This window comes from Bradyrhizobium sp., assembly GCF_016462955.1.
In the GTDB taxonomy this organism is placed as follows: domain Bacteria; phylum Pseudomonadota; class Alphaproteobacteria; order Rhizobiales; family Xanthobacteraceae; genus Bradyrhizobium.
This window is the reverse complement of the sequence record NZ_JAEMSD010000012.1, coordinates 20277-38795: the sequence shown is the minus strand read 5'-3', so window position 1 is coordinate 38795 and position 18519 is coordinate 20277. Positions and strand designations below refer to the sequence as shown.

Genomic DNA, 18519 nt, shown 5'->3' with positions numbered 1-18519 from the left:
ATTCCGGCGCGACCGAAGCCGAGCTCGGTTTTCTCAAGGAAATCGTTAGAATGCTTCCGGCCGGCCTCACCGTGCAGGACGCGCATGGCGAGCTTCTGCTGGTCAATGATGCAGCTGCCGCTCAGCTCGGCATCGACGGCAGCCGTCCCGCACCCGATCTGACGCCGCGGCGCGAGGCCTGCCGGCAGGCACCGAGCGCCGGCGAGCAGGTCGTGACCGAGGAAGCGCTTCACGCCGGGGCCGCGCGTCAGGTGCTGCTCACGACCCATCGCCCCGTTCGTCTGGCTGGACGCGAGCTCCTGATCTCGGCCTCCTCCGACATCACCGAACAGAAGAATTTCGAGGACCAGCTGTTCCGCTCGGCCTATTTCGACGAGCTGACCGGGCTGCTCTCGCGGCGCGTCATCCAGCATCGCGCCAACAATCTGCTGGCGAAGGATGGCGGCGGCGAGCGCTTCGCGCTGGCCTTTCTCGACGTCGACAATTTCAAGCACATCAACGACTATTACGGCCATGTCGTCGGAGATGCGCTGCTGGTCGAATTGTCGAAGCGGCTCGGGCGAGACTTGCGCGATTCCGACATGCTCTCGCGCATCTCCGGCGACGAGTTCCTGCTGCTGCTCTCGCCGATCCAGAGCCAGGAGGAAGTCGCCGAGTTTATGCAATCGACGCTGGAGCGGCTGACGGCGCCGTTCTTCATCGACAATTCGGAAGTCTTCGCCTCGACCTCGGTCGGCATCAGCCTCTATCCCGAGCACGGATGCAGCTTCGAAACGCTGCGGCAGAACGCCGACATCGCGATGTATCGCATCAAGAACAACGGCAAGGGACTGGCCGCCTTCTTCGACGCCGGCATGGAGCGCGAGGCACAGGCGCGGATGAAGGTCGAGCAGTCACTGCGGCTCGCCATCCTGGAGAAGCGCTTCTGCTGCGCCTTCCAGTCCAAGGTTGACATCCGGACGCAGGAGGTGAAGGGCATCGAAGCCCTGGTGCGCCTGCGCGACGACGACGGCGTGATCCAGGCACCCGACTCGTTCATCAATCTCGCCGGAGAGCTCGGCCTGATTGACGAACTGACCCATCTCGTGCTCGCCGAGATCGTCAGGTCGGTCGACCTGATCAACGAGACGTTCGGCGCGGACGCAACCATCAGCATCAACGTCGCCGCCAGGCAGGCTGGCAAACCCGAGTTCATGCGCAGCTTCGCGCGGGCGCTCGAGGAGACGGGCTTTCCGCAGCGCTTCATGATCGAGGTGACGGAAGACGCCTTCGTCGCCAAGGATCATTTCCAGACCGAGATCCTGCCGATGTTCCGCAAGCTGGGCGTCGGCATCTCGATTGACGATTTCGGAACCGGCTTTTCGTCGCTCTCGGCGCTCGCCGACATCACCGCGGACGAGATCAAGATCGACCGCTCCTTCATCACCGATATTCATAAGCGCCCGCGCAGCCAGGGCATCCTGCGCGCGATCGAATCCTTGAGCGAAGCGCTCGGCATCACCGTGGTTGCCGAAGGCCTCGAATCCTACGAGGAGCTCGCCTATCTGCAGGCTGCCACCAAGATCCGCTACGCGCAGGGCTACTACTTCTCGCGGCCGATCTTCCTGGAGGAGCTGAAGCTCGCGACGCCGTCGTCAAGCGAGGCGCGGGTCAGCGTGGCAAGCCGTCCGATGCAGCCGAACCGCCAGGGCTATTCGCGAGCGAGCGGGTATCGGCGGTAGGGGCTAAAGCGGGGCAACACGTACCGCTGTCGTCCCGGGGCGCGAAGCGAGCCCGGGACCCATAACCACAGGGAGCAGTGTGACGCGGGACTCCCACTCCGGGTCTTCGTCAAACTTCTTCCTGTGGGTATGGGTCCCGGATCTGCGCTCCGCTTCGCTGCGCTTGTCCGGGACGACGACCGAGAATAGCCGCCCTCCAAACGGTCAATTCCCCTTTGAAATTATGGGTCTTTTGCTAATAAGCAACCAGACTTCCCGCGAGGTACGTCATGCCCGCCTCCTCCATCCGCGACCCTGCCTATCTCCGCGCACGCGCGATGGAGACGCTGTTTGAGCGGCTGGAACAGCTCTGCGAGGGCGCGATCGCGATCGATCGCGGCGGGCGGGTCGTCTATGTCAACGAGAAATACCTTGCCGCGCTCGGTCTCAACCATGCCGGCGAGGCGATCGGCCGCTCCATCGAAGAGGTCATCCCGAACAGCCTGATGCGGAAGGTGGCCGAGACCGGCGAGCCGATCCTGCTCGACATCATGGAGCTCGGCGGCGAGCAGCTCGTCGTCACCCGCATGCCGATCGAGGACGAGAACGGGACGGTGATCGGCGCGATCGGCTTCGTGCTCTACGATCATCTCGAAAGCCTGAAGCCCCTGCTCGCCCGCGTCGCCCAGCTCGAGAGCGATCTGCGGCTGGCGCGGCGGCAATTGTCCAACCCCCGAGCGGCGCGTTTCACCCTCGCCGATTTCGTCGGCACGACGCCGGGCATTGCGCGCGCCAAGGAGCTCGCGAGCCGGGCTGCGCGGCAGAGCGTCACGGTTCTGCTCACCGGCGAGACCGGAACTGGCAAGGAGATGCTGGCGCAGGCGATCCACAACGCCTCATCGCGCGCGGAGAAGCCGTTCGTCAGCGTCAACGTCGCCGCGATCCCGGACACGCTGATCGAGTCAGAGTTCTTCGGCACCGCGCCCGGCGCCTATACCGGCGCCGACCGCAGGGGGCGCGAGGGTAAATTCCGCATTGCCGACGGCGGCACGCTGTTCCTCGACGAGATCGGCGAGATGCCGTTGCAGCTGCAGGCCAAGCTGCTGCGCGTGCTCCAGGAGCGCGAGATCGAGCCGCTCGGCTCGGACAAGATCACCAGGGTCAACGTCCGCGTCATCGCCGCGACCAATGTGGACCTGCGCAAGCGCGTCAGCGACGGCGCATTTCGCGCCGATCTCTATTACCGCCTCAACGTGCTCGCGGTCGACCTGCCGAAGCTGCGTGACTGCCTCGCCGATCTCCCCGACATCTGCGCCCGTCTGCTCGACGACATCAGCGCCTCGGGCGACTACGTGAAGGCGAAGATTACGCCGAGCGCGCTCGCCGCGCTCGCCCGCTACGACTGGCCGGGCAATGTCCGCGAACTCCGCAACGTCCTCGAACGCGCGCTGATCCTCAGCGATTCCGGGCGGCTGACCGGCGAAGATGTCGCCCGCATTCTCCCAGTTTGCGGCGAGGTCCGGCTCGCGCCGCCCGAGCGCCCCGCCGGATTGGTGGTGCCCTATGCCGAAGCCGAGGCCGAGTTCGAGAAGCACACGCTCGAACAGGCACTCGCCGCCAGCAACGGCCAGATCACCGAGGCCGCCAGGATGCTGCAGATCTCGCGCGCAACCTTCTACAAGAAGCTCGCCAAGTTCGGCCTTGCCGCGGGATCGGCGCCCGTCTGAATTTCGAGACATCGGACTGTCCGGAGTCTCGGAATCCGGACACTGCCCCGGGCCGCGGCTCCGGAATGAATCGCAAGCAGCGCGCCCTTTACGTCAGCGAGCGTTGCGTGTGCGATCTCCGGGCAGCCGGCCGGAAGGTTTAATTGCAATGTTCGCAAGCTTGTGCAAATCGCTGTTGGCAGAAACTTCAGATCAGGAGGGACCATCGTGCGTCGATCACTCATCTTAACAGCAACCATCCTCGCGCTGGCGGCGGGCACTTCCGTTCGGGCCGACGATCTCAAGATCGGGCTGATCTACGGAAAGACCGGCCCCCTCGAGGCCTATGCCAAGCAGACCGAGACCGGCCTGAAGATGGGTTTCGAATACGCCACCAAGGGCAGCATGACGCTCGACGGTCGCAAGATCGTCATCATCACCAAGGACGACCAGGGCAAGCCGGACCTCGCCAAGGCCGCGCTCGCCGAAGCCTATCAGGATGACAAGGTCGACATCGCGATCGGCACGACCTCGTCGGCCGCTGCGCTCGCCATTCTGCCCGTCGCCGAGGAGAACAAGAAGATCCTGATCGTCGAGCCCGCGGTCGCGGACCAGATTACCGGCGAGAAGTGGAATCGCTACATCTTCCGCACCGGGCGCAACTCCTCGCAGGACGCCATCTCCAACGCGGTCGCGATCGGCAAGCAGGGCGTCACCGTCGCGACGCTGGCGCAGGACTACGCCTTCGGGCGCGACGGCGTCGCCGCCTTCAAGGAGGCCCTGGCCAAGACCGGCGCGACGCTGGCCGCCGAGGAGTACGCCCCGACCTCGACCACCGACTTCACCGCGGTCGGCCAGCGCCTGTTCGACGCGCTGAAGGACAAGCCGGGCCGCAAGGTGATCTGGGTGATCTGGGCCGGCGCCGGCAACCCGCTCGCCAAGCTGCAGGACATGGACCCGAAGCGCTACGGCATCGAGCTGTCCACCGGCGGCAATATCCTGCCGGCGCTCGCAGCCTATAAGAGCCTGCCCGGCATGGAAGGCGCGACCTACTACTTCTATGAGATTCCGAAAAACCCCGTGAACGACTGGCTGGTCGCCGAACACCAGAAGCGCTTCAACGCACCGCCGGACTTCTTCACCGCGGGCGGCTTCGCCGCCGCGATGTCCGTCGTCGCCGCCGTCACCAAGGCGAAGTCGACCGACACCGAGAAGCTGATCACGGCGATGGAGGGCCTCGAGTTCGACACGCCAAAGGGCAAGATGGTGTTCCGCAAGGAGGACCATCAGGCGCTGCAGAGCATGTATCACTTCAAGGTCAAGGTCGACCCGAACGTCGCCTGGGCCGTGCTCGAGCCGGTGCGCGAGCTGAAGATCGAGGACATGAACGTTCCGATCAAGAACAAGCGCTGAGTCTTCACCTCTCCCGCTTGCGGGAGAGGTCGGCGCGAAGCGCCGGGTGAGGGCTTTTTCCTCTTGGGGGTTCTCGCCTACGGAAACACCCTCTCCCCAGCCCTCCCCCGCAAGCGGGGGAGGGAGCCTACCGCGATCGCGGACACACCTTCATTTTGTTGCCAGACCTCCCATGCCGCTCACCCTCGAAACCCGCGACCTCACCATTCGCTTCGGCGGCCATGTCGCGGTCAATAACGTCTCCTGCACGTTTCGCCCGGGCGAGCTCACCGCCATCGTCGGGCCGAACGGCGCCGGCAAGACCACCTATTTCAATCTGATCTCGGGCCAGCTGCGGGCATCGGGCGGCAGCATCCTGTTCGACGGCATCGACATCACCCAGCATTCCGCGCCGATGCGCACCCGCGCAGGTCTCGGACGCGCGTTCCAGCTCACCAATCTGTTCCCTAACCTGTCGGTGGAAGAGAATGTCCGCCTCGCGGTGCAGGCCGCGAGCGGCACCCATTACGACATGCTGCGGCCCTGGATGGTGCGCCGCGACCTGATCGCACGCGCGGACAGCATCCTTGACCAGGTTGCGCTCGGCAGCCGCCGCGGCGTCACCGCGACCGCGCTGTCGCATGGCGACCAGCGCAAGCTCGAGGTCGCGCTGATGATCGCGCTCGAGCCAAAGGTATTCATGTTCGACGAGCCGACCGCCGGCATGAGCATCGACGAGGTGCCTGTCGTGCTGAAGCTGATCGCGCAGCTCAAGCAGGACAGGAGCAAGATCATTCTCCTCGTCGAGCACAAGATGGACGTGGTGCGCTCGCTCGCCGACCGCATCATCGTGCTGCATAACGGCCAGCTCGTCGCCGACGGCCCGCCGGCCGAGGTGATCGCCTCGCCGATCGTGCAGGAGGCCTATCTCGGCGTCGCCCCCAAGACCGCGGAGAGCGTCGGATGACCGATCTCCTCACGCTCTCCGGCGTGCACACTCATATCGGCCGCTATCACATCCTGCAGGGCATCGACCTCGCCGTTCCCGAGGGACAGGTCACGATGCTGCTCGGCCGCAACGGCGCCGGCAAGACCACGACGCTGCGCACCATCATCGGCCTGTGGCAGGCCTCGAAAGGCGAGATCAGCCTCGGTGGGACGCGCATCGAGAGCCTTGCGACGCCCGACATCGCGCGGCTCGGTGTCGGCTACGTGCCGGAGAGCATGGCCGTGTTCTCCGATCTCACGGTGAAGGAGAACCTGGTGCTGGCGGCCCGCGACGGCCCGCTGGACGACACCCAGCTCGACTGGATCTTCGGCTTCTTCCCGGCGCTGCGCCGGTTCTGGCTGTCGCGCGCGGGAAGCCTCTCGGGCGGGCAGAAGCAGATGCTCTCGATCGCACGCGCGATCATCGAGCCGCGCAAGCTGCTGCTGATCGACGAGCCGACCAAGGGGCTGGCGCCGGCCATCGTGATGGCGCTGATCGAGTGCCTGAAGGAGATCAAGCGCAAGGGCGCCACGATCCTTCTGGTGGAACAGAATTTCTTTGCCGCCCGCGAGCTCGGCGACAGCGTGCTGGTGATGGACAACGGCACCATCGTGCATCGCGGTGAGATGGCGGCGCTCGCCGCCGACGTGCCGCTGCAGGAGCGGCTGCTCGGCCTGAGCCTGGAGACGCATCAGTGACTGACCTTGCCGCAAACGATCCGCTGCCGAAGCCGAAGCGCGATCTCGCGCCGATCCTGCTGCCGATCGCGCTCGCACTCCTCATGATTCCCCTGATCGGCTCGACCAGCTCCTGGCTGACACTGACCGTCGCGAGCCTCGCCATGGGCATGATGATCTTCATCATGGCCTCAGGGCTGACGCTGGTGTTCGGCCTGATGGACGTGCTCAATTTCGGTCATGGCGCCTTCATCGCCGTGGGCGCCTATGTTGCCACGCTGGTGCTGGCCCCGTTCGCGGCGTCCATCCAGGCGGATTCGCTCTGGATGAACCTTGCGGTGCTGGCCCCGGCCGCGCTGCTGTCGATGGCGGTATCGGGCGCGCTCGGCCTCGTCGTCGAGCGCGTGCTGATCCTGCCTGTCTACGGCCAGCACCTGAAGCAGATCCTGATGACGACCGGCGGGCTGATCGTTGCCGAGCAGACGCTCTATGCGCTGTGGGGACCGCAGATCATCCCGATGCCGTTGCCGGCATCGCTGCGCGGCTCCTTCATCATCGGCGATGTCGCGATCGCGAAATACCGCGTGCTGGCGATGCTGATCGGCCTTGCCATCTTCATCGCGATCCAGCTCGTGCTCAACCGCAGCAAGCTCGGCCTCCTGATCCGTGCCGGCGTCGAGAACCGCGAGATGGTCGAGGCGCTCGGCTACCGCATCCGCCGCCTGTTCCTCGGCGTGTTCATGACGGGATCGGCGCTGGCCGGCCTCGGCGGCGTGATGTGGGCGCTCTATCGCGAGCAGGTGCATGCCTCCATGAGCGACGACCTCACCGTGCTCATCTTCATCGTCGTCATCATCGGCGGGCTGGGATCGATCGGCGGCTGCTTCATCGGCGCCATCCTGGTGGCGATGGTGGCCAATTACGGCGGCTTCCTGGTGCCGAAGCTCGCCCTCGTGTCCAACATCCTGCTGATGGTCGCCATCCTGATGTGGCGGCCGCGCGGCCTCTATGCGGTGACCAGCCGATGATGATCCTCTCAGGCGATCCGCCGAAGAGCCGCGTGCTCACGCTCGTTCTCGTCCTCATCATCCTGGCGCTGGCGGCGACGCCGTTCCTGTTCCCGGGCGCGAAGGCACTGAACGTCGCGGCCAAGATCTGCGTGTTCGCCGCGTTGGTCGCCTCCTACGATCTGCTGCTCGGCTACACCGGCACGGTGTCGTTCGCCCACACCATGTTCTACGGCATCGGCAGCTACGCGATCGCAATCGCGCTGTACGGCATGGGTCCGAACTGGGCCGCGGTCGCCACCGGCATCGTCACCGGCCTGCCGCTGGCGGCGCTGCTCGCGCTCGCCATCGGCCTGTTCTCGCTGCGGGTGGCCGCGATCTTCTTCGCCATGATCACGCTCGCCGTCGCCTCCGCCTTCCAGGTGCTGGCCTCGCAACTGTCCTGGCTCACCGGCGGCGAGGACGGACGCAGCTTCCGGCTCCCCGAGCTGCTCCGGCCCGGCACGGTGCTGATCCCCAAGGACATGTTCGGCGTCGAGATCAACGGACGCATCCTGACGTATTACCTCGTGTTCGCCGGCTCCGCGCTGATGATTCTCGCGCTGCTGCGCGTCGTGAACTCGCCATTCGGGCGCGTGCTCCAGGCGATCCGCGAGAACCGCTTCCGCGCCGAGGCGCTCGGCTTCCGCACCGTGTTCCACCTGACCTACGCCAATTGCATCGCGGCTCTCGTCGCCGCCAGCGCCGGCATCCTGAACGCGCTGTGGCTGCGCTATGCCGGTCCCGATACCTCGCTCAGCTTCTCGATCATGCTGGACATCCTGCTGATGGTGGTGATCGGCGGCATGGGCACGATCTACGGCGCCGTCATCGGGGCCACCATCTTCATCGTCGCCCAGAACTATCTGCAATCGCTGATGGGGGTCGCCTCCAAGGCGGCGGACGAAGCCGGCCTGCCGCTGCTGCCGGGGCTGCTGCATCCGGACCGCTGGCTGCTGTGGCTCGGGCTGCTGTTCATCGCCAGCGTCTATTTCTTTCCGACCGGCGTGGTCGGACGGCTGCGCTATGGCGGCGGCAAGAAGACTGCCGGCCCCTCGCATTAAGCGGTCATTCATGATGCGGCGCGGCGCTGGCGGGACGCGCGATACAGGCCGGACGGCATATCGGTGCCATTACGCAACCGGATTAATGCTTAGGTAACTGGCTTTCCTAAGCTTTGCGCCATTTGTGCGGTGTATTCCTGTTCGTCCAGGGAGGGGGAATGCGCCAGGTCTTTTCAACGGTGGCAACCGGACTGTCTCTAGCCGCGAGGAACGGCTGGGAGACCTTGGCGCGGCGTGGTCCTGTGCTGTGGCTGACCTTGTGCGGCGTGTTTCTGGTCGCGGGAATCTTCATCGTCACGGCCATGACCGTCGGCGAATTTCGCGAGCGGACCCTCGCCAATCGCGAGCGCGAGCTCGAAAACACGGTGAAGCTGATCGCGCAACATTTCGATCAGCAGTTCGAGGATTCCGACGTCGTCGCTGCCGACGTGATTGGGCAGATGAACCTTGCGGAGCTCACCTCGCCCGCGATGTTCCGCGAGCGCATGTCCGGGCCTGCGGCCAACCAGATGCTGCGCAGCAAGATCAGCTCCGTGGCGTATCTCGGCGACATCGCGATCTACGATGCCGAGGGCGAGCTGATCAACTGGTCGCGGGCTCAGCCGCTGCCCAAGATCAACGTCTCGTCGCGCGGCTATTTCCAGGCGTTCAAATCCAATCCGGCGGCGGAGCCGGTCATCCTGGAACCGGTCCGCAGCTTCATCAACAACAAATGGACCACGGTCGTCGCACGACGCTTGAACGGCGCGGACGGCACCTTTTTCGGCGCCATGGTCCGGCGCATCGATCCCGACAGTTATCGGAACTATTTCGCCTCCGTTGCACTCGGCGAGGGTACCGCCATCTCGCTGTTCGACCGCGAAGGCAAGATGCTGGCGCGTCATCCACATAGCGAAGAGCTGATCGGGCGGAACTTCAGGGATGCGCCGCTGATGCAGAAGGTGCTGGCCCAGGGTGGCCAGCAGTCTCACCGCGGCAACAGCCCGATCAACGGCGAGGAGCGGCTTGGTTCCGCCGCCTCGCTGAGGCACTTCCCGCTCGTCATCGTCGCCACCAACACCACGGCGGCTGCGCTTTCGGACTGGCGCCAGCAGACCGGCTTCCTGGTGGCAACCGCTGCGCTCTCGGCCGCCGCCATCGCACTCATCCTCTATCTGATCATCCGCCAGATCGCCCGGCAGAACCGCGAGGCCCAGCAGCGCATCGAAGCGGAGCGGCAGCGGCTCGACACCGCCATCAACAACATGTCGCAAGGGTTGATCCTGTACGACGCGAACGGCACCATCGTCACCTGCAACCGCCGCTACGCCGAGATGTTCGGCCTCTCCCACGACGTCATCAAGCCCGGCTGCCACATTCGCGAGGCGATGCATCATCGCAAGGAGCGCGGCGCATTCGATGGCGACGTCGAGGCGTTTTGCGCCGACGTCATGAAGGTGGTCGCCGAAGGCACGGTCTCGACGAGAACGCATCAGCTGGCGAACGGCCGCGCCTTCCAGGTCATCAACACGCCGCTCGCGCAGGGCGGCTGGGTCGCCACGATCGAGGACATCACCGAGCAGCGCAATCTGGAGCAGGAACGCGACCGCAACTACACTTTCCTGCGCGAGATCATCGACCATATCCCGTCACGGATCACCGTGAAGGACGCCCGCACGCGCCGCTACCTGCTGGCCAACCAGGTGGCCGAGCAAGAGCTCGGCGAAACCAGCGAGACGATCGTCGGCAAGACCGCGTTCGACCTCTATCCCGCGGAAACCGCCGGGATCATCACCCGGGACGACGACAAGCTGCTGCAATCGGCGGACGGGCTGTTCCTGGACGAGCACGTGTGGACCACGCCGAGCATCGGACGGCGCTACATCACGTCCACCCGGATCGGCATCCGCGACGGGTCGGGCGAGCCCCGCTACATCATCAACGTCGTCGAGGACGTCACGGAGCGGCGGCGCGATCACGAGAAGATCGCGCATATGGCGCATTACGATGCGCTGACCGACCTGCCGAACCGGACCCTGTTCCGCGAGCAGATCGTATGCGAGCTGGAGAAGGTCGCCGAAGGCGGACAGTTCGCGCTGCTCTACATCGACGTCGACGAGTTCAAGGGCATCAACGACTCCCTCGGTCACCACGTCGGCGACGAGCTCTTGAAGGCGATCGCCGGCCGCCTGCGCGGCTGCCTCAAGCAGGGCGACCTGATCGCACGGCTCGGGGGCGACGAGTTCGCCGTGATCCAGACCGACATCGAGTCATCCGCCGACGTGCTGTCCTTCGTGACGCAGATCTACCAGGCGATCCGGCAGCCCTATCATTGCCTCGGCCACCAGCTTTCCACCGACGCCAGCATCGGCATCGCGCTGGCGCCGCAGGACGGCACCGATCTCGACCAGCTGGTCAAGAACGCCGACCTCGCGATGTACGGGGCCAAGGCCGAGGGGCGGCGCACCCACCGCTTCTTCGAGCCGGCGATGGATGCCAGCGCCAAGGCACGCCTCAGCCTGGAGCAGGATTTGCGACAGGCCCTCGTCGATGGCGGCTTCGAGATTCACTATCAGCCGCTGGTCGACCTGCGCTCGGGCGATGTCTCCGGCTGCGAGGCGCTGCTGCGCTGGCGGCATCCGCAGCGCGGCATGGTGTCGCCGGCCGAGTTCATTCCGGTCGCCGAGGACACCGGTCTCATCACCGAGCTCGGCGACTGGGTGCTCCGCACGGCCTGCAACGAGGCCGCCACCTGGCCGGCGCATGTGCGCATCGCGGTCAACGTCTCGCCGGTGCAGCTCAAATGCGACACGCTGGCGCTGCGGATCGCCGGTGCGCTCGCCGCCTCCGGGCTGGACCCGCGCCGGCTCGAGCTCGAGATCACCGAAGCCGTGCTGATCCGCGACGACGAGGCGGCGCTCTCGATCCTGCATCAGCTCCGCTCGATCGGCGTGCGCATCGCGCTCGACGATTTCGGCACCGGCTATTCCTCGCTGAGCTATCTGAAACGCTTCCCGTTCGACAAGATCAAGATCGACCGCTGCTTCGTCGCGGACATCGCCGAGGAGAGCGGCTCTCCGGTCATCGTGCAGGCGGTAGTGAACATTGCGGCCGCCAGCAACATGACCACGGTCGCGGAGGGCGTCGAGACCGAGGCGCAACGCGAGATGCTGCGCACGCTCGGCTGCACGCAGATGCAAGGTTATCTGTTCAGCGCGCCGAAGCCGGCCACTGAAGTGCGAAAGCTGTTCGGTGCCGGCGATCCCGCGCCGGTGGCCGCGGTGGCCTGATGGCGAAGCCGCGCAAGTCCGTCGATGTCGCGGATTCCTACGCGGTCCGGCTGATGCAGCACCTCGTGGTGCCGACTTTCGTGATCGACCCGAAGCGCCGCGTCGTGATCTGGAACAGGGCCTGCGAGCGTCTGACCGGCGTCGGGGCAAGCGAGGTGATCGGCACGAGCAAGCACTGGCAGGCGTTCTACGAGACCAAGCGCCCCTGCCTTGCCGACCTCGTCGCGCTCGACCGTCCCGAGCAGCTGCCGGAATACTACTCGGAATATGCCGCGCGCGGCCATAACGGCCTCGGCTTCTCAGCGGAGAACTGGTGCGTGATGCCGAAGCTCGGCAGCCAGCTCTATCTCGCCATCGACGCCGGCCCGATCCACGACGAGGCCGGCCGTCTGATCGCGGTGGTGGAGACGCTGCGCGATCTCACCGACCAGAAGCGCGCCGAGACGGCGCTGAAGGAGCTCGCCACCAAGGACGGGCTGACCGGCCTGTCGAACCGCCGCGCCTTCGACCAGATGCTGACCAGCGAATGGGCCCGCGCCCAGCGCACGCAGAAGCCGGTGGCGCTGCTGTTCGTCGACGTCGACCATTTCAAGCTGTTCAACGACCGCCACGGCCACCAGAGCGGGGACGAATGCCTGCGCGCGGTCGCCGGCGTCGTCAGCCGGCACGCCATGCGCCCGCTCGACCTCGCCAGCCGCTATGGCGGCGAGGAGTTCGCGCTGATCCTGCCGGACATGGACTGCAGCGCCGCCTGCATCGTCGCCGAGCAGATCCGCTGCGCGGTGATGGCCTTGGCGATCGTGCACGGCGCCGCGGACGCGGGCGGCCACGTCACGCTCAGCGTCGGCGTCGCCAGCCACATTCCCACCGGCGCCGATGGCGGCCCCGACCGGCTGCTCGGCGCCGCCGACGAGGCGCTCTATGTCGCCAAACGCCTCGGCCGCAACCGCGTCATCTGCGCCGAACGGGTCCTGGCCGAGTTCGCGGCCCTCGGCCGGGAAGCCGCAGCAGTTCCGGCCCCCTTCCGGCGCAAAATGGCTTGAGTCCGATCCGGCGAGAAGCGGTTGCCCGCCTCTCGCCAATCGGCTAATGAACGTGCATTGCACCCGTAGCTCAGCTGGATAGAGCGTTGCCCTCCGAAGGCAAAGGTCACACGTTCGAATCGTGTCGGGTGCGCCAGCTCCGCCAAATCCACGATGTCCTGCGATGGGCTACACCGGGCAAGCATCGCTAGCTTACGCGCGGCCGTGTTCTGCGACATTCGGCGTTCGTGTCAGCGCAGCGGTTCTCGGGAAAATTTGCATCGCCTTGCCGCATGGTTTGGCCGTTTCAGCTTGCCTGCATGGCGCACGACGACCCCGTTCAGCCGGCGGTCGTGAAGCCGGTTTGAGCACAGATCCGATTTCACCGCCGTCACCTCTTGGCCCCACGCACCACGTCCTGCCACTCCGGATGTCGCTCTATCTGCGCCTTTGCGAACGGGCAGAGCGGAATGATCGCGAACGCTTCGCGCCGCGCATCCTCGATCGCTTGTCGCACCAGCCGCTCTCCGATCTTGCGGCCGCGCAAGGCGGGGGGAACTTCCGTGTGGTCGATGATGATCAACTTGTCGTTGGCCCGGCTGTAGGTCATCTCGGCTTCGACGCCGTCGACGACGAGCCAGTAGCGTCCCTTCGATGCGCCATCTGTCCGCTCGACATTATTGTCGCCGGCTGAATGCGTTTGCTGAGCCTGCGCCGCATCCGGGGGGCGGACCTGACGTGGCTGTCCTCCGCGTGCGCATTCCAAGAGATCGCGGTCCCATCCTGCCAGATCGGCCGCAGCCTCGTAGGTCGAGACGAGGAAAGCCATCAGGGCTTCGTCGGGATCGGCGGCCGACTGCACGGCATCGTAGGGAAGCATGAATTCAGACAGGCCGTCGTGCCAGAACGCGGCATCGGGCCGGACCGTCGCGGCTCGGTAGCCGTTCGGCGCCGGATAGGCGTAGGCGTAGAAGGCAGGATAGTCGATACCGCCGCCGCCCGGCCAGAAGCCCGCTGACGAGACCTCGCGGTCATAAGCCTCCTGCGCCACGTCGTCCGGCAGGGCAGGAATTCCGCCGGGGTGAAGCGGCGCGCGCCGTCCCGAAAATCGCGTAACCGCCAGGTCGAAGCTGCCCCAGAACAGATGAACGGGACTGGATTTGCCGAGGAAGGAGGTGCGGAACCGATTGAACACCCTGTCGATCGCCACGAGCGCCTGGTGAAAGCGATGAACGGCATCGCGGTCATAAGGCCGGTCGCGATGATCTTCGGCGAAGGGTACCGGGTTGGGGACCTCGTTCGGTTGTCCGTTGAATTTCGGCGTGCCGCCGAGGTCCGAAATCAACTGCACGAAGCTGGCGTGGAACGCCGCGACCGTGGACGGCCCGAGCTCGAACGATGCCCGGCGGCCCTCGCCGCTGGTGCCAACAACCCTGTGCTCCCGAAAATCAAACAGGATCTCGATTCCGGGGCCGTCGGGTATCGGCGAGGATGCCAGACCGTTTGGCGTGACATAGAAGGTCGCGTGCCACGAATGGTTCAGCCACGGTGTATGTGCCAGCCGGTACTTGCCTGCGACCTGCAGGTAGAGATGCAGAGCTGAACAAGTCTCGCGCCAGCCGAGGTAGTCGAGGTGGGGCCATTTGTTGTTCATTTCGCTTGTTCTCCATCCAGCATCTGCTCTGTCGGTCATTCAGTCTTGGGCGCTCGCGTTGCCTGCAGGCAATCACCTAAGCAGCGCCGGTCAATCCGGAAGGGGGATGTGTTCATCCCGGTCGTCGATCGGGAGATCGAAGCGCCCCTTGCCCCAATTCCCGGCGCGCCATTCGGCTTTGGCTTCTTCGATGCGTTCCCGGGACGATGCGACAAAATTCCACCAGATGTAACGCGGCCCGCCGAGCGTGGCGCCGCCGAGGATCATCAACCGCGCGCCTTGGTCGCCGGCCGCGACCGTGATCCCGTCGCCGGGGCGGAACACCATCATCTGGGATGCCCCGAAAGACTGGCCGGCGACCGACACAGAACCTTCGACAATATAGATGCCTCTGTCCTCGTGCTCGCCCGGCATCGGCAGCCGGCTTCCTGGTTCGAGCTTCACATCGGCGTAGAACGTCTCCGAAAACATGGCCGCGGGCGCGACCTTGCCGTAGGCGTTTCCAAGAATGAGCCGAACCCAGACGCCGCGGTCCTCGATCACGGGCAGCGTTTCCTTGCCGTGATGTTCAAAGGTGGGCGCCACATCCTCGTGGGTGTCGGGAAGAGCCAGCCACGTCTGAATCCCGAACAGACTGTTCGGACCGCTGCGGGCGGCCGCGGAGGTGCGCTCCGAGTGGGTAACGCCGCGCCCGGCGACCATCCAGTTCAGCGCACCAGGACGGATGATCTGATCGGCGCCGGTGCTGTCACGGTGATGGAAATCGCCGCGAAAGAGATAGGTGACGGTGCCAAGGCCGATATGCGGGTGCGGCCGAACGTCGACGCCCTGCCCGGTCAGCAATTCGGCCGGCCCGGCCTGGTCGAAGAAGATGAACGGCCCGACCATCTGCCGCTTCGGCGCCGGCAAGGCGCGCCGGACCTCGAACCCCCCGAGGTCGCGGGAACGCGGGACGATGAGAGTTTCGATCGCGTCGATTCCGACCTCGTCGGGACAGCCCGGCTCAAGTGTTGGGTTCCAACTCATTGCGCATGTTCCTCTGCTGGGAGAGCCGGGCGACCTCACGCCCGGCCGATCGGGCCGCTGCTCGAGCTCGTCCATGTGTTCACTCGCCCATCTTTCCTCCGTCTGCTCGCAACCAGTCGTGGCGTGCCACGACCGAGACTGCCACGCGTTTAGCGCGGCGTGACGATGCCAAGGCGCCCGGCAAGCGATGCAGAACGGTTTGATCGCGGGTTGAATCGATCTTAGCCGAACGCCGTGGCAATGCGGTGCGGGGGCTGCTGCGCAGGTGCCAATATTGCGCTTCTTTCCGGCTTTGGCCAAACTGGGGCGCCCACTCGCTGCGGTCCGAACGAGAGTTCCACCTCCCGTGAAACTCGAGGCAGTGCGCCCCGGTGAGAACGCAGGACGTTACCCAACGCGGTGGCGAGTGGCAGGTCAGGAATGCCCTGAAAAGGAGTGTCGCGCAGCGCTTTGCCCGCAAGATCGGCAACAGGCCGCAGCTTCCGCGCCGCACTTTGTCAAACGCTTGCTAGGGTCGTCGGGCTGGCCCCCGAAGCGCTTTCGTCGGAATGGATTGATATGGAAGACGACGGCACGGCCAGCCGTCGACATTGTCCGCGATAGGGGCCATGGCGCAATCCTGAGCCAGCCGTTTTCCGGAATTTGCTCAAGCTCAACCGGAAGGAGACCTGTCATGGCCACAATCACCACAGCCGACGGCACCAACCTCTTTTACAAAGACTGGGGCCTGAAAGACGCGCAGCCCGTGATGTTCCACCACGGCTGGCCGCTGAGCGCCGACGATTGGGACAGCCAGATGCTGTTCTTCCTGTCTCGAGGCTATCGCGTGGTCGCACCTGACAGGCGCGGCCATGGCCGATCGGACCAAACCGACACGGGCAACGACATGGACACCTATGCTGCAGATGTCGCGGCAATCGTGAAGGCGCTGGACCTTCATGATGTCATCCATATCGGCCATTCGACCGGCGGCGGCGAGGTCGCTCGCTACGTCGCCCAGGCCGAGCGCGGCCGCGTTGCCAAGGCCGTGCTGATCGGTGCGGTGCCCCCCGTGATGGTCAAGTCCGACAAGAACCCGGACGGGATTCCAATGGAAGTGTTCGACGGCTTCCGCGAGTCGCTGTCCCGGAACCGCGCGGAGTTCTATAAGGGCATCCCAAGCGGCCCGTTCTATGGCTTTAATCGCGCGGGCGCCACAATAAGTCAGGGCTTGATAGACAATTGGTGGCGCCAGGGCATGGCCGGCGGCGCGAAGGCACATCACGACTGCATCAAAGCGTTTTCCGAGACCGACTTTACCGAGGATCTCGAAGCGATCAACGTTCCAATCCTGTTTCTGCACGGCGAGGACGACCAGATCGTACCGATTCAAAACTCGGCGCATAAGGCAGTCAGGCTGGTGCGCGACGGAACGCTGAAGACCTATCCGGGTCTTTCGCACGGCCTGTTCGCGACGCATCCTGACGTGATCAACCCTGACCTGCTGGCCTTCGCCCGCGCCTGACCGGCTAAGCCCCTGGAGAGGAGGGAAGATCATGACCGATACCATGAAGGCCGTCGTGCTCGAAAAATTCGGCGGCTACGACGCGTTCGAGCTGCGCGACGTTTCGGTGCCGACTCTCGGACCGCGACAGGTCCGGGTGCGTGTCCACGCCACCGCCATCAATCCCCTGGACTATCAGATCCGTCGTGGCGACTATGTCGACTACGTGCCGCTTCCCGCCATCATCGGTCACGACGTTTCCGGCGTCGTGGAAGAGAAGGGAGTGGACGTGAGCGAGTTCGGGATCGGCGACGAGGTTTACTACACGCCCAAAATCTTCGGCGGCCCCGGCTCCTATGCGGAGCAGCATATTGCCGATGTCGACCTGGTCGGTCGCAAGCCGCGCAACATCACTCACCTGGAGGCCGCCAGCCTGACGCTGGTGGGAGGCACGGTCTGGGAAGCTTTGGTGACCCGCGCCCAGCTTGCCGTTCATGAAACGATCCTGATCCACGGTGGCGCCGGCGGTGTGGGCACGGTGGCGATCCAGCTCGCCAAGGCGATCGGTGCGCGGGTCATCACGACGGCGCGCACCAGCAACCACGAATTCGTACGTTCGCTCGGAGCGGACGATGTGATCGACTACACTTCCGACGACTATGTTTCAGCCGTGGCGGACCTGACGCATGGACAGGGGGTGAACGTCGTGTTCGATACCATCGGCGGCGACACCCTGACGAGGAGCCCGCTCGCCCTCGCGGATGCTGGACGGGTGGTCAGCATCGTCGACATCGCACAGCCGCAAAACCTGATCGAGGCGTGGGGCAAGAATGCCGCCTACCATTTCGTGTTCACCCGGCAGAACCGCGGCAAGCTCGACGCGGTGACGAACCTGGTCGAACGCGGCCTGATCAAACCGGTGATCGGCGCGGTGCTACCTCTGGCCCGGGTCGGCGAAGCGCATGAACTGCTCGAAAACGGGGGATCGCGCGGACTTCGCGGTAAGGTGGCGATCGACGTCGTGGGCCAGACTGTGGCGCTTCCCTCGCCGCAATAGATGCACTGGCAGGGCGACGGCACAAGTTACTGCATTGCGATCCGGCGGACGGGATCGCGAACCGCCCGACGATAGTCGGTCGGACTCATGCGGTGATGCTTGAGAAAGACACGGGCGAGGACCTGGTTCGACGAGTACCCGACTTCCAGGGCGATCTGGGTGACCGGAAGGTCGGTATGTTCGAGGAGTTCGCAGGCTTTCTCCATCCTCAGTCGCGTGAGGTAGACCCGCGGCGGCACGCCGAGGCTCTGCTTGAACATGCGAGCGAAATGAAACGGTGAAAGCCGTGCCTCGGCTGCCAGATCGTCGAGGCTGACATCTTCCGAAAGCCGCGCTCGCATCAGTTCCAGGCAGCGCCGTTCCGCCCAATGCGCGAGGCCGCCCTTGGGCGGCGCAAACGGCGTTCCCCCCAAGCGGCAAAGCTCGGCGAGGAGC

At 65.1% G+C, this 18519-nt stretch carries 14 protein-coding genes and 1 tRNA gene; 12 read left to right on the top strand and 3 right to left on the bottom strand.

Going from position 1 to position 18519, the window contains the following annotated elements; translation table 11 throughout:
• The 10 genes from JHD07_RS02970 to JHD07_RS02925 form a co-directional block, all read left to right on the top strand.
• Nucleotides 1-1721, top strand: a 1721-nt coding sequence (locus JHD07_RS02970; RefSeq protein ID WP_291618760.1) for an EAL domain-containing protein, incomplete at its 5' end; no start/stop codon positions are given.
• A gap of 269 nt (nucleotides 1722-1990) precedes the next feature.
• Nucleotides 1991-3427 carry a sigma 54-interacting transcriptional regulator gene (locus JHD07_RS02965; RefSeq protein WP_291618758.1) on the top strand — a complete coding sequence of 479 codons (1437 nt, stop codon included), beginning with the start codon at nucleotides 1991-1993 and terminating at the stop codon, nucleotides 3425-3427.
• Nucleotides 3428-3634: 207 nt separating this feature from the next.
• Nucleotides 3635-4819, top strand: coding sequence for a substrate-binding domain-containing protein (locus tag JHD07_RS02960; RefSeq protein ID WP_291618756.1), 1185 nt, complete (start codon nucleotides 3635-3637; stop codon nucleotides 4817-4819).
• Nucleotides 4820-4991: 172 nt separating this feature from the next.
• Nucleotides 4992-5765 carry an ABC transporter ATP-binding protein gene (locus JHD07_RS02955; protein WP_291618754.1) on the top strand — a complete coding sequence of 258 codons (774 nt, stop codon included), beginning with the start codon at nucleotides 4992-4994 and terminating at the stop codon, nucleotides 5763-5765.
• Entirely contained in the window at nucleotides 5762-6484 is a 723-nt protein-coding gene (locus tag JHD07_RS02950) for an ABC transporter ATP-binding protein (protein ID WP_291618752.1), read from the top strand. Before JHD07_RS02955 ends, JHD07_RS02950 begins: the two co-directional genes overlap by 4 nt.
• Entirely contained in the window at nucleotides 6481-7491 is a 1011-nt protein-coding gene (locus JHD07_RS02945; RefSeq protein ID WP_291618749.1) for a branched-chain amino acid ABC transporter permease, read from the top strand. Before JHD07_RS02950 ends, JHD07_RS02945 begins: the two co-directional genes overlap by 4 nt.
• Complete coding sequence (locus JHD07_RS02940; protein WP_291618748.1) at nucleotides 7488-8573, top strand: branched-chain amino acid ABC transporter permease; 1086 nt, start codon at nucleotides 7488-7490, stop codon at nucleotides 8571-8573. The genes JHD07_RS02945 and JHD07_RS02940 overlap by 4 nt, the downstream gene beginning before the upstream one ends.
• A 158-nt stretch (nucleotides 8574-8731) precedes the next feature.
• Complete coding sequence (locus JHD07_RS02935) at nucleotides 8732-11842, top strand: EAL domain-containing protein (RefSeq protein WP_291618746.1); 3111 nt, start codon at nucleotides 8732-8734, stop codon at nucleotides 11840-11842.
• Entirely contained in the window at nucleotides 11842-12885 is a 1044-nt protein-coding gene (locus JHD07_RS02930) for a diguanylate cyclase (RefSeq protein WP_291618744.1), read from the top strand. Before JHD07_RS02935 ends, JHD07_RS02930 begins: the two co-directional genes overlap by 1 nt.
• A 59-nt stretch (nucleotides 12886-12944) precedes the next feature.
• Nucleotides 12945-13021, top strand: a tRNA-Arg gene (locus JHD07_RS02925).
• Nucleotides 13022-13255: 234 nt separating this feature from the next.
• Here the strand turns inward: JHD07_RS02925 and JHD07_RS02920 are convergent.
• Entirely contained in the window at nucleotides 13256-14518 is a 1263-nt protein-coding gene (locus JHD07_RS02920; protein ID WP_291618742.1) for a DUF5996 family protein, read from the bottom strand.
• A 90-nt stretch (nucleotides 14519-14608) separates the two neighbouring features.
• Complete coding sequence (locus JHD07_RS02915; protein ID WP_291618739.1) at nucleotides 14609-15544, bottom strand: pirin family protein; 936 nt, start codon at nucleotides 15542-15544, stop codon at nucleotides 14609-14611.
• 673 nt (nucleotides 15545-16217) lie between these two features.
• Between JHD07_RS02915 and JHD07_RS02910 the strand changes: the two genes are divergently transcribed.
• Together JHD07_RS02910 and JHD07_RS02905 are read left to right on the top strand one after the other, a co-directional pair.
• On the top strand, nucleotides 16218-17048 hold the full coding sequence (locus JHD07_RS02910) for an alpha/beta hydrolase (RefSeq protein WP_291618738.1): 831 nt from the start codon (nucleotides 16218-16220) through the stop codon (nucleotides 17046-17048).
• Between the two features lie 31 nt (nucleotides 17049-17079).
• Complete coding sequence (locus JHD07_RS02905) at nucleotides 17080-18084, top strand: zinc-dependent alcohol dehydrogenase family protein (RefSeq protein WP_291618736.1); 1005 nt, start codon at nucleotides 17080-17082, stop codon at nucleotides 18082-18084.
• A 26-nt stretch (nucleotides 18085-18110) separates the two neighbouring features.
• On the opposite strand, the gene JHD07_RS02900 is transcribed toward JHD07_RS02905, so the two are convergent.
• The coding region (locus JHD07_RS02900; RefSeq protein WP_291618735.1) for an AraC family transcriptional regulator at nucleotides 18111-18519 on the bottom strand (409 nt) is incomplete at its 5' end.

Excerpts from the sequence above, each read along its gene's own strand:
- JHD07_RS02965 (WP_291618758.1), top strand. The coding sequence starts at position 1,991 with ATGCCCGCCTCCTCCATCCGCGACCCTGCCTATCTCCGCGCACGCGCG.
- JHD07_RS02955 (WP_291618754.1), top strand. The coding sequence starts at position 4,992 with ATGCCGCTCACCCTCGAAACCCGCGACCTCACCATTCGCTTCGGCGGC.
- JHD07_RS02950 (WP_291618752.1), top strand. The coding sequence starts at position 5,762 with ATGACCGATCTCCTCACGCTCTCCGGCGTGCACACTCATATCGGCCGC.
- JHD07_RS02940 (WP_291618748.1), top strand. The coding sequence starts at position 7,488 with ATGATGATCCTCTCAGGCGATCCGCCGAAGAGCCGCGTGCTCACGCTC.
- JHD07_RS02935 (WP_291618746.1), top strand. The coding sequence starts at position 8,732 with ATGCGCCAGGTCTTTTCAACGGTGGCAACCGGACTGTCTCTAGCCGCG.
- JHD07_RS02930 (WP_291618744.1), top strand. The coding sequence starts at position 11,842 with ATGGCGAAGCCGCGCAAGTCCGTCGATGTCGCGGATTCCTACGCGGTC.
- JHD07_RS02920 (WP_291618742.1), bottom strand. The coding sequence starts at position 14,518 with ATGAACAACAAATGGCCCCACCTCGACTACCTCGGCTGGCGCGAGACT.
- JHD07_RS02915 (WP_291618739.1), bottom strand. The coding sequence starts at position 15,544 with ATGAGTTGGAACCCAACACTTGAGCCGGGCTGTCCCGACGAGGTCGGA.
- JHD07_RS02910 (WP_291618738.1), top strand. The coding sequence starts at position 16,218 with ATGGCCACAATCACCACAGCCGACGGCACCAACCTCTTTTACAAAGAC.
- JHD07_RS02905 (WP_291618736.1), top strand. The coding sequence starts at position 17,080 with ATGACCGATACCATGAAGGCCGTCGTGCTCGAAAAATTCGGCGGCTAC.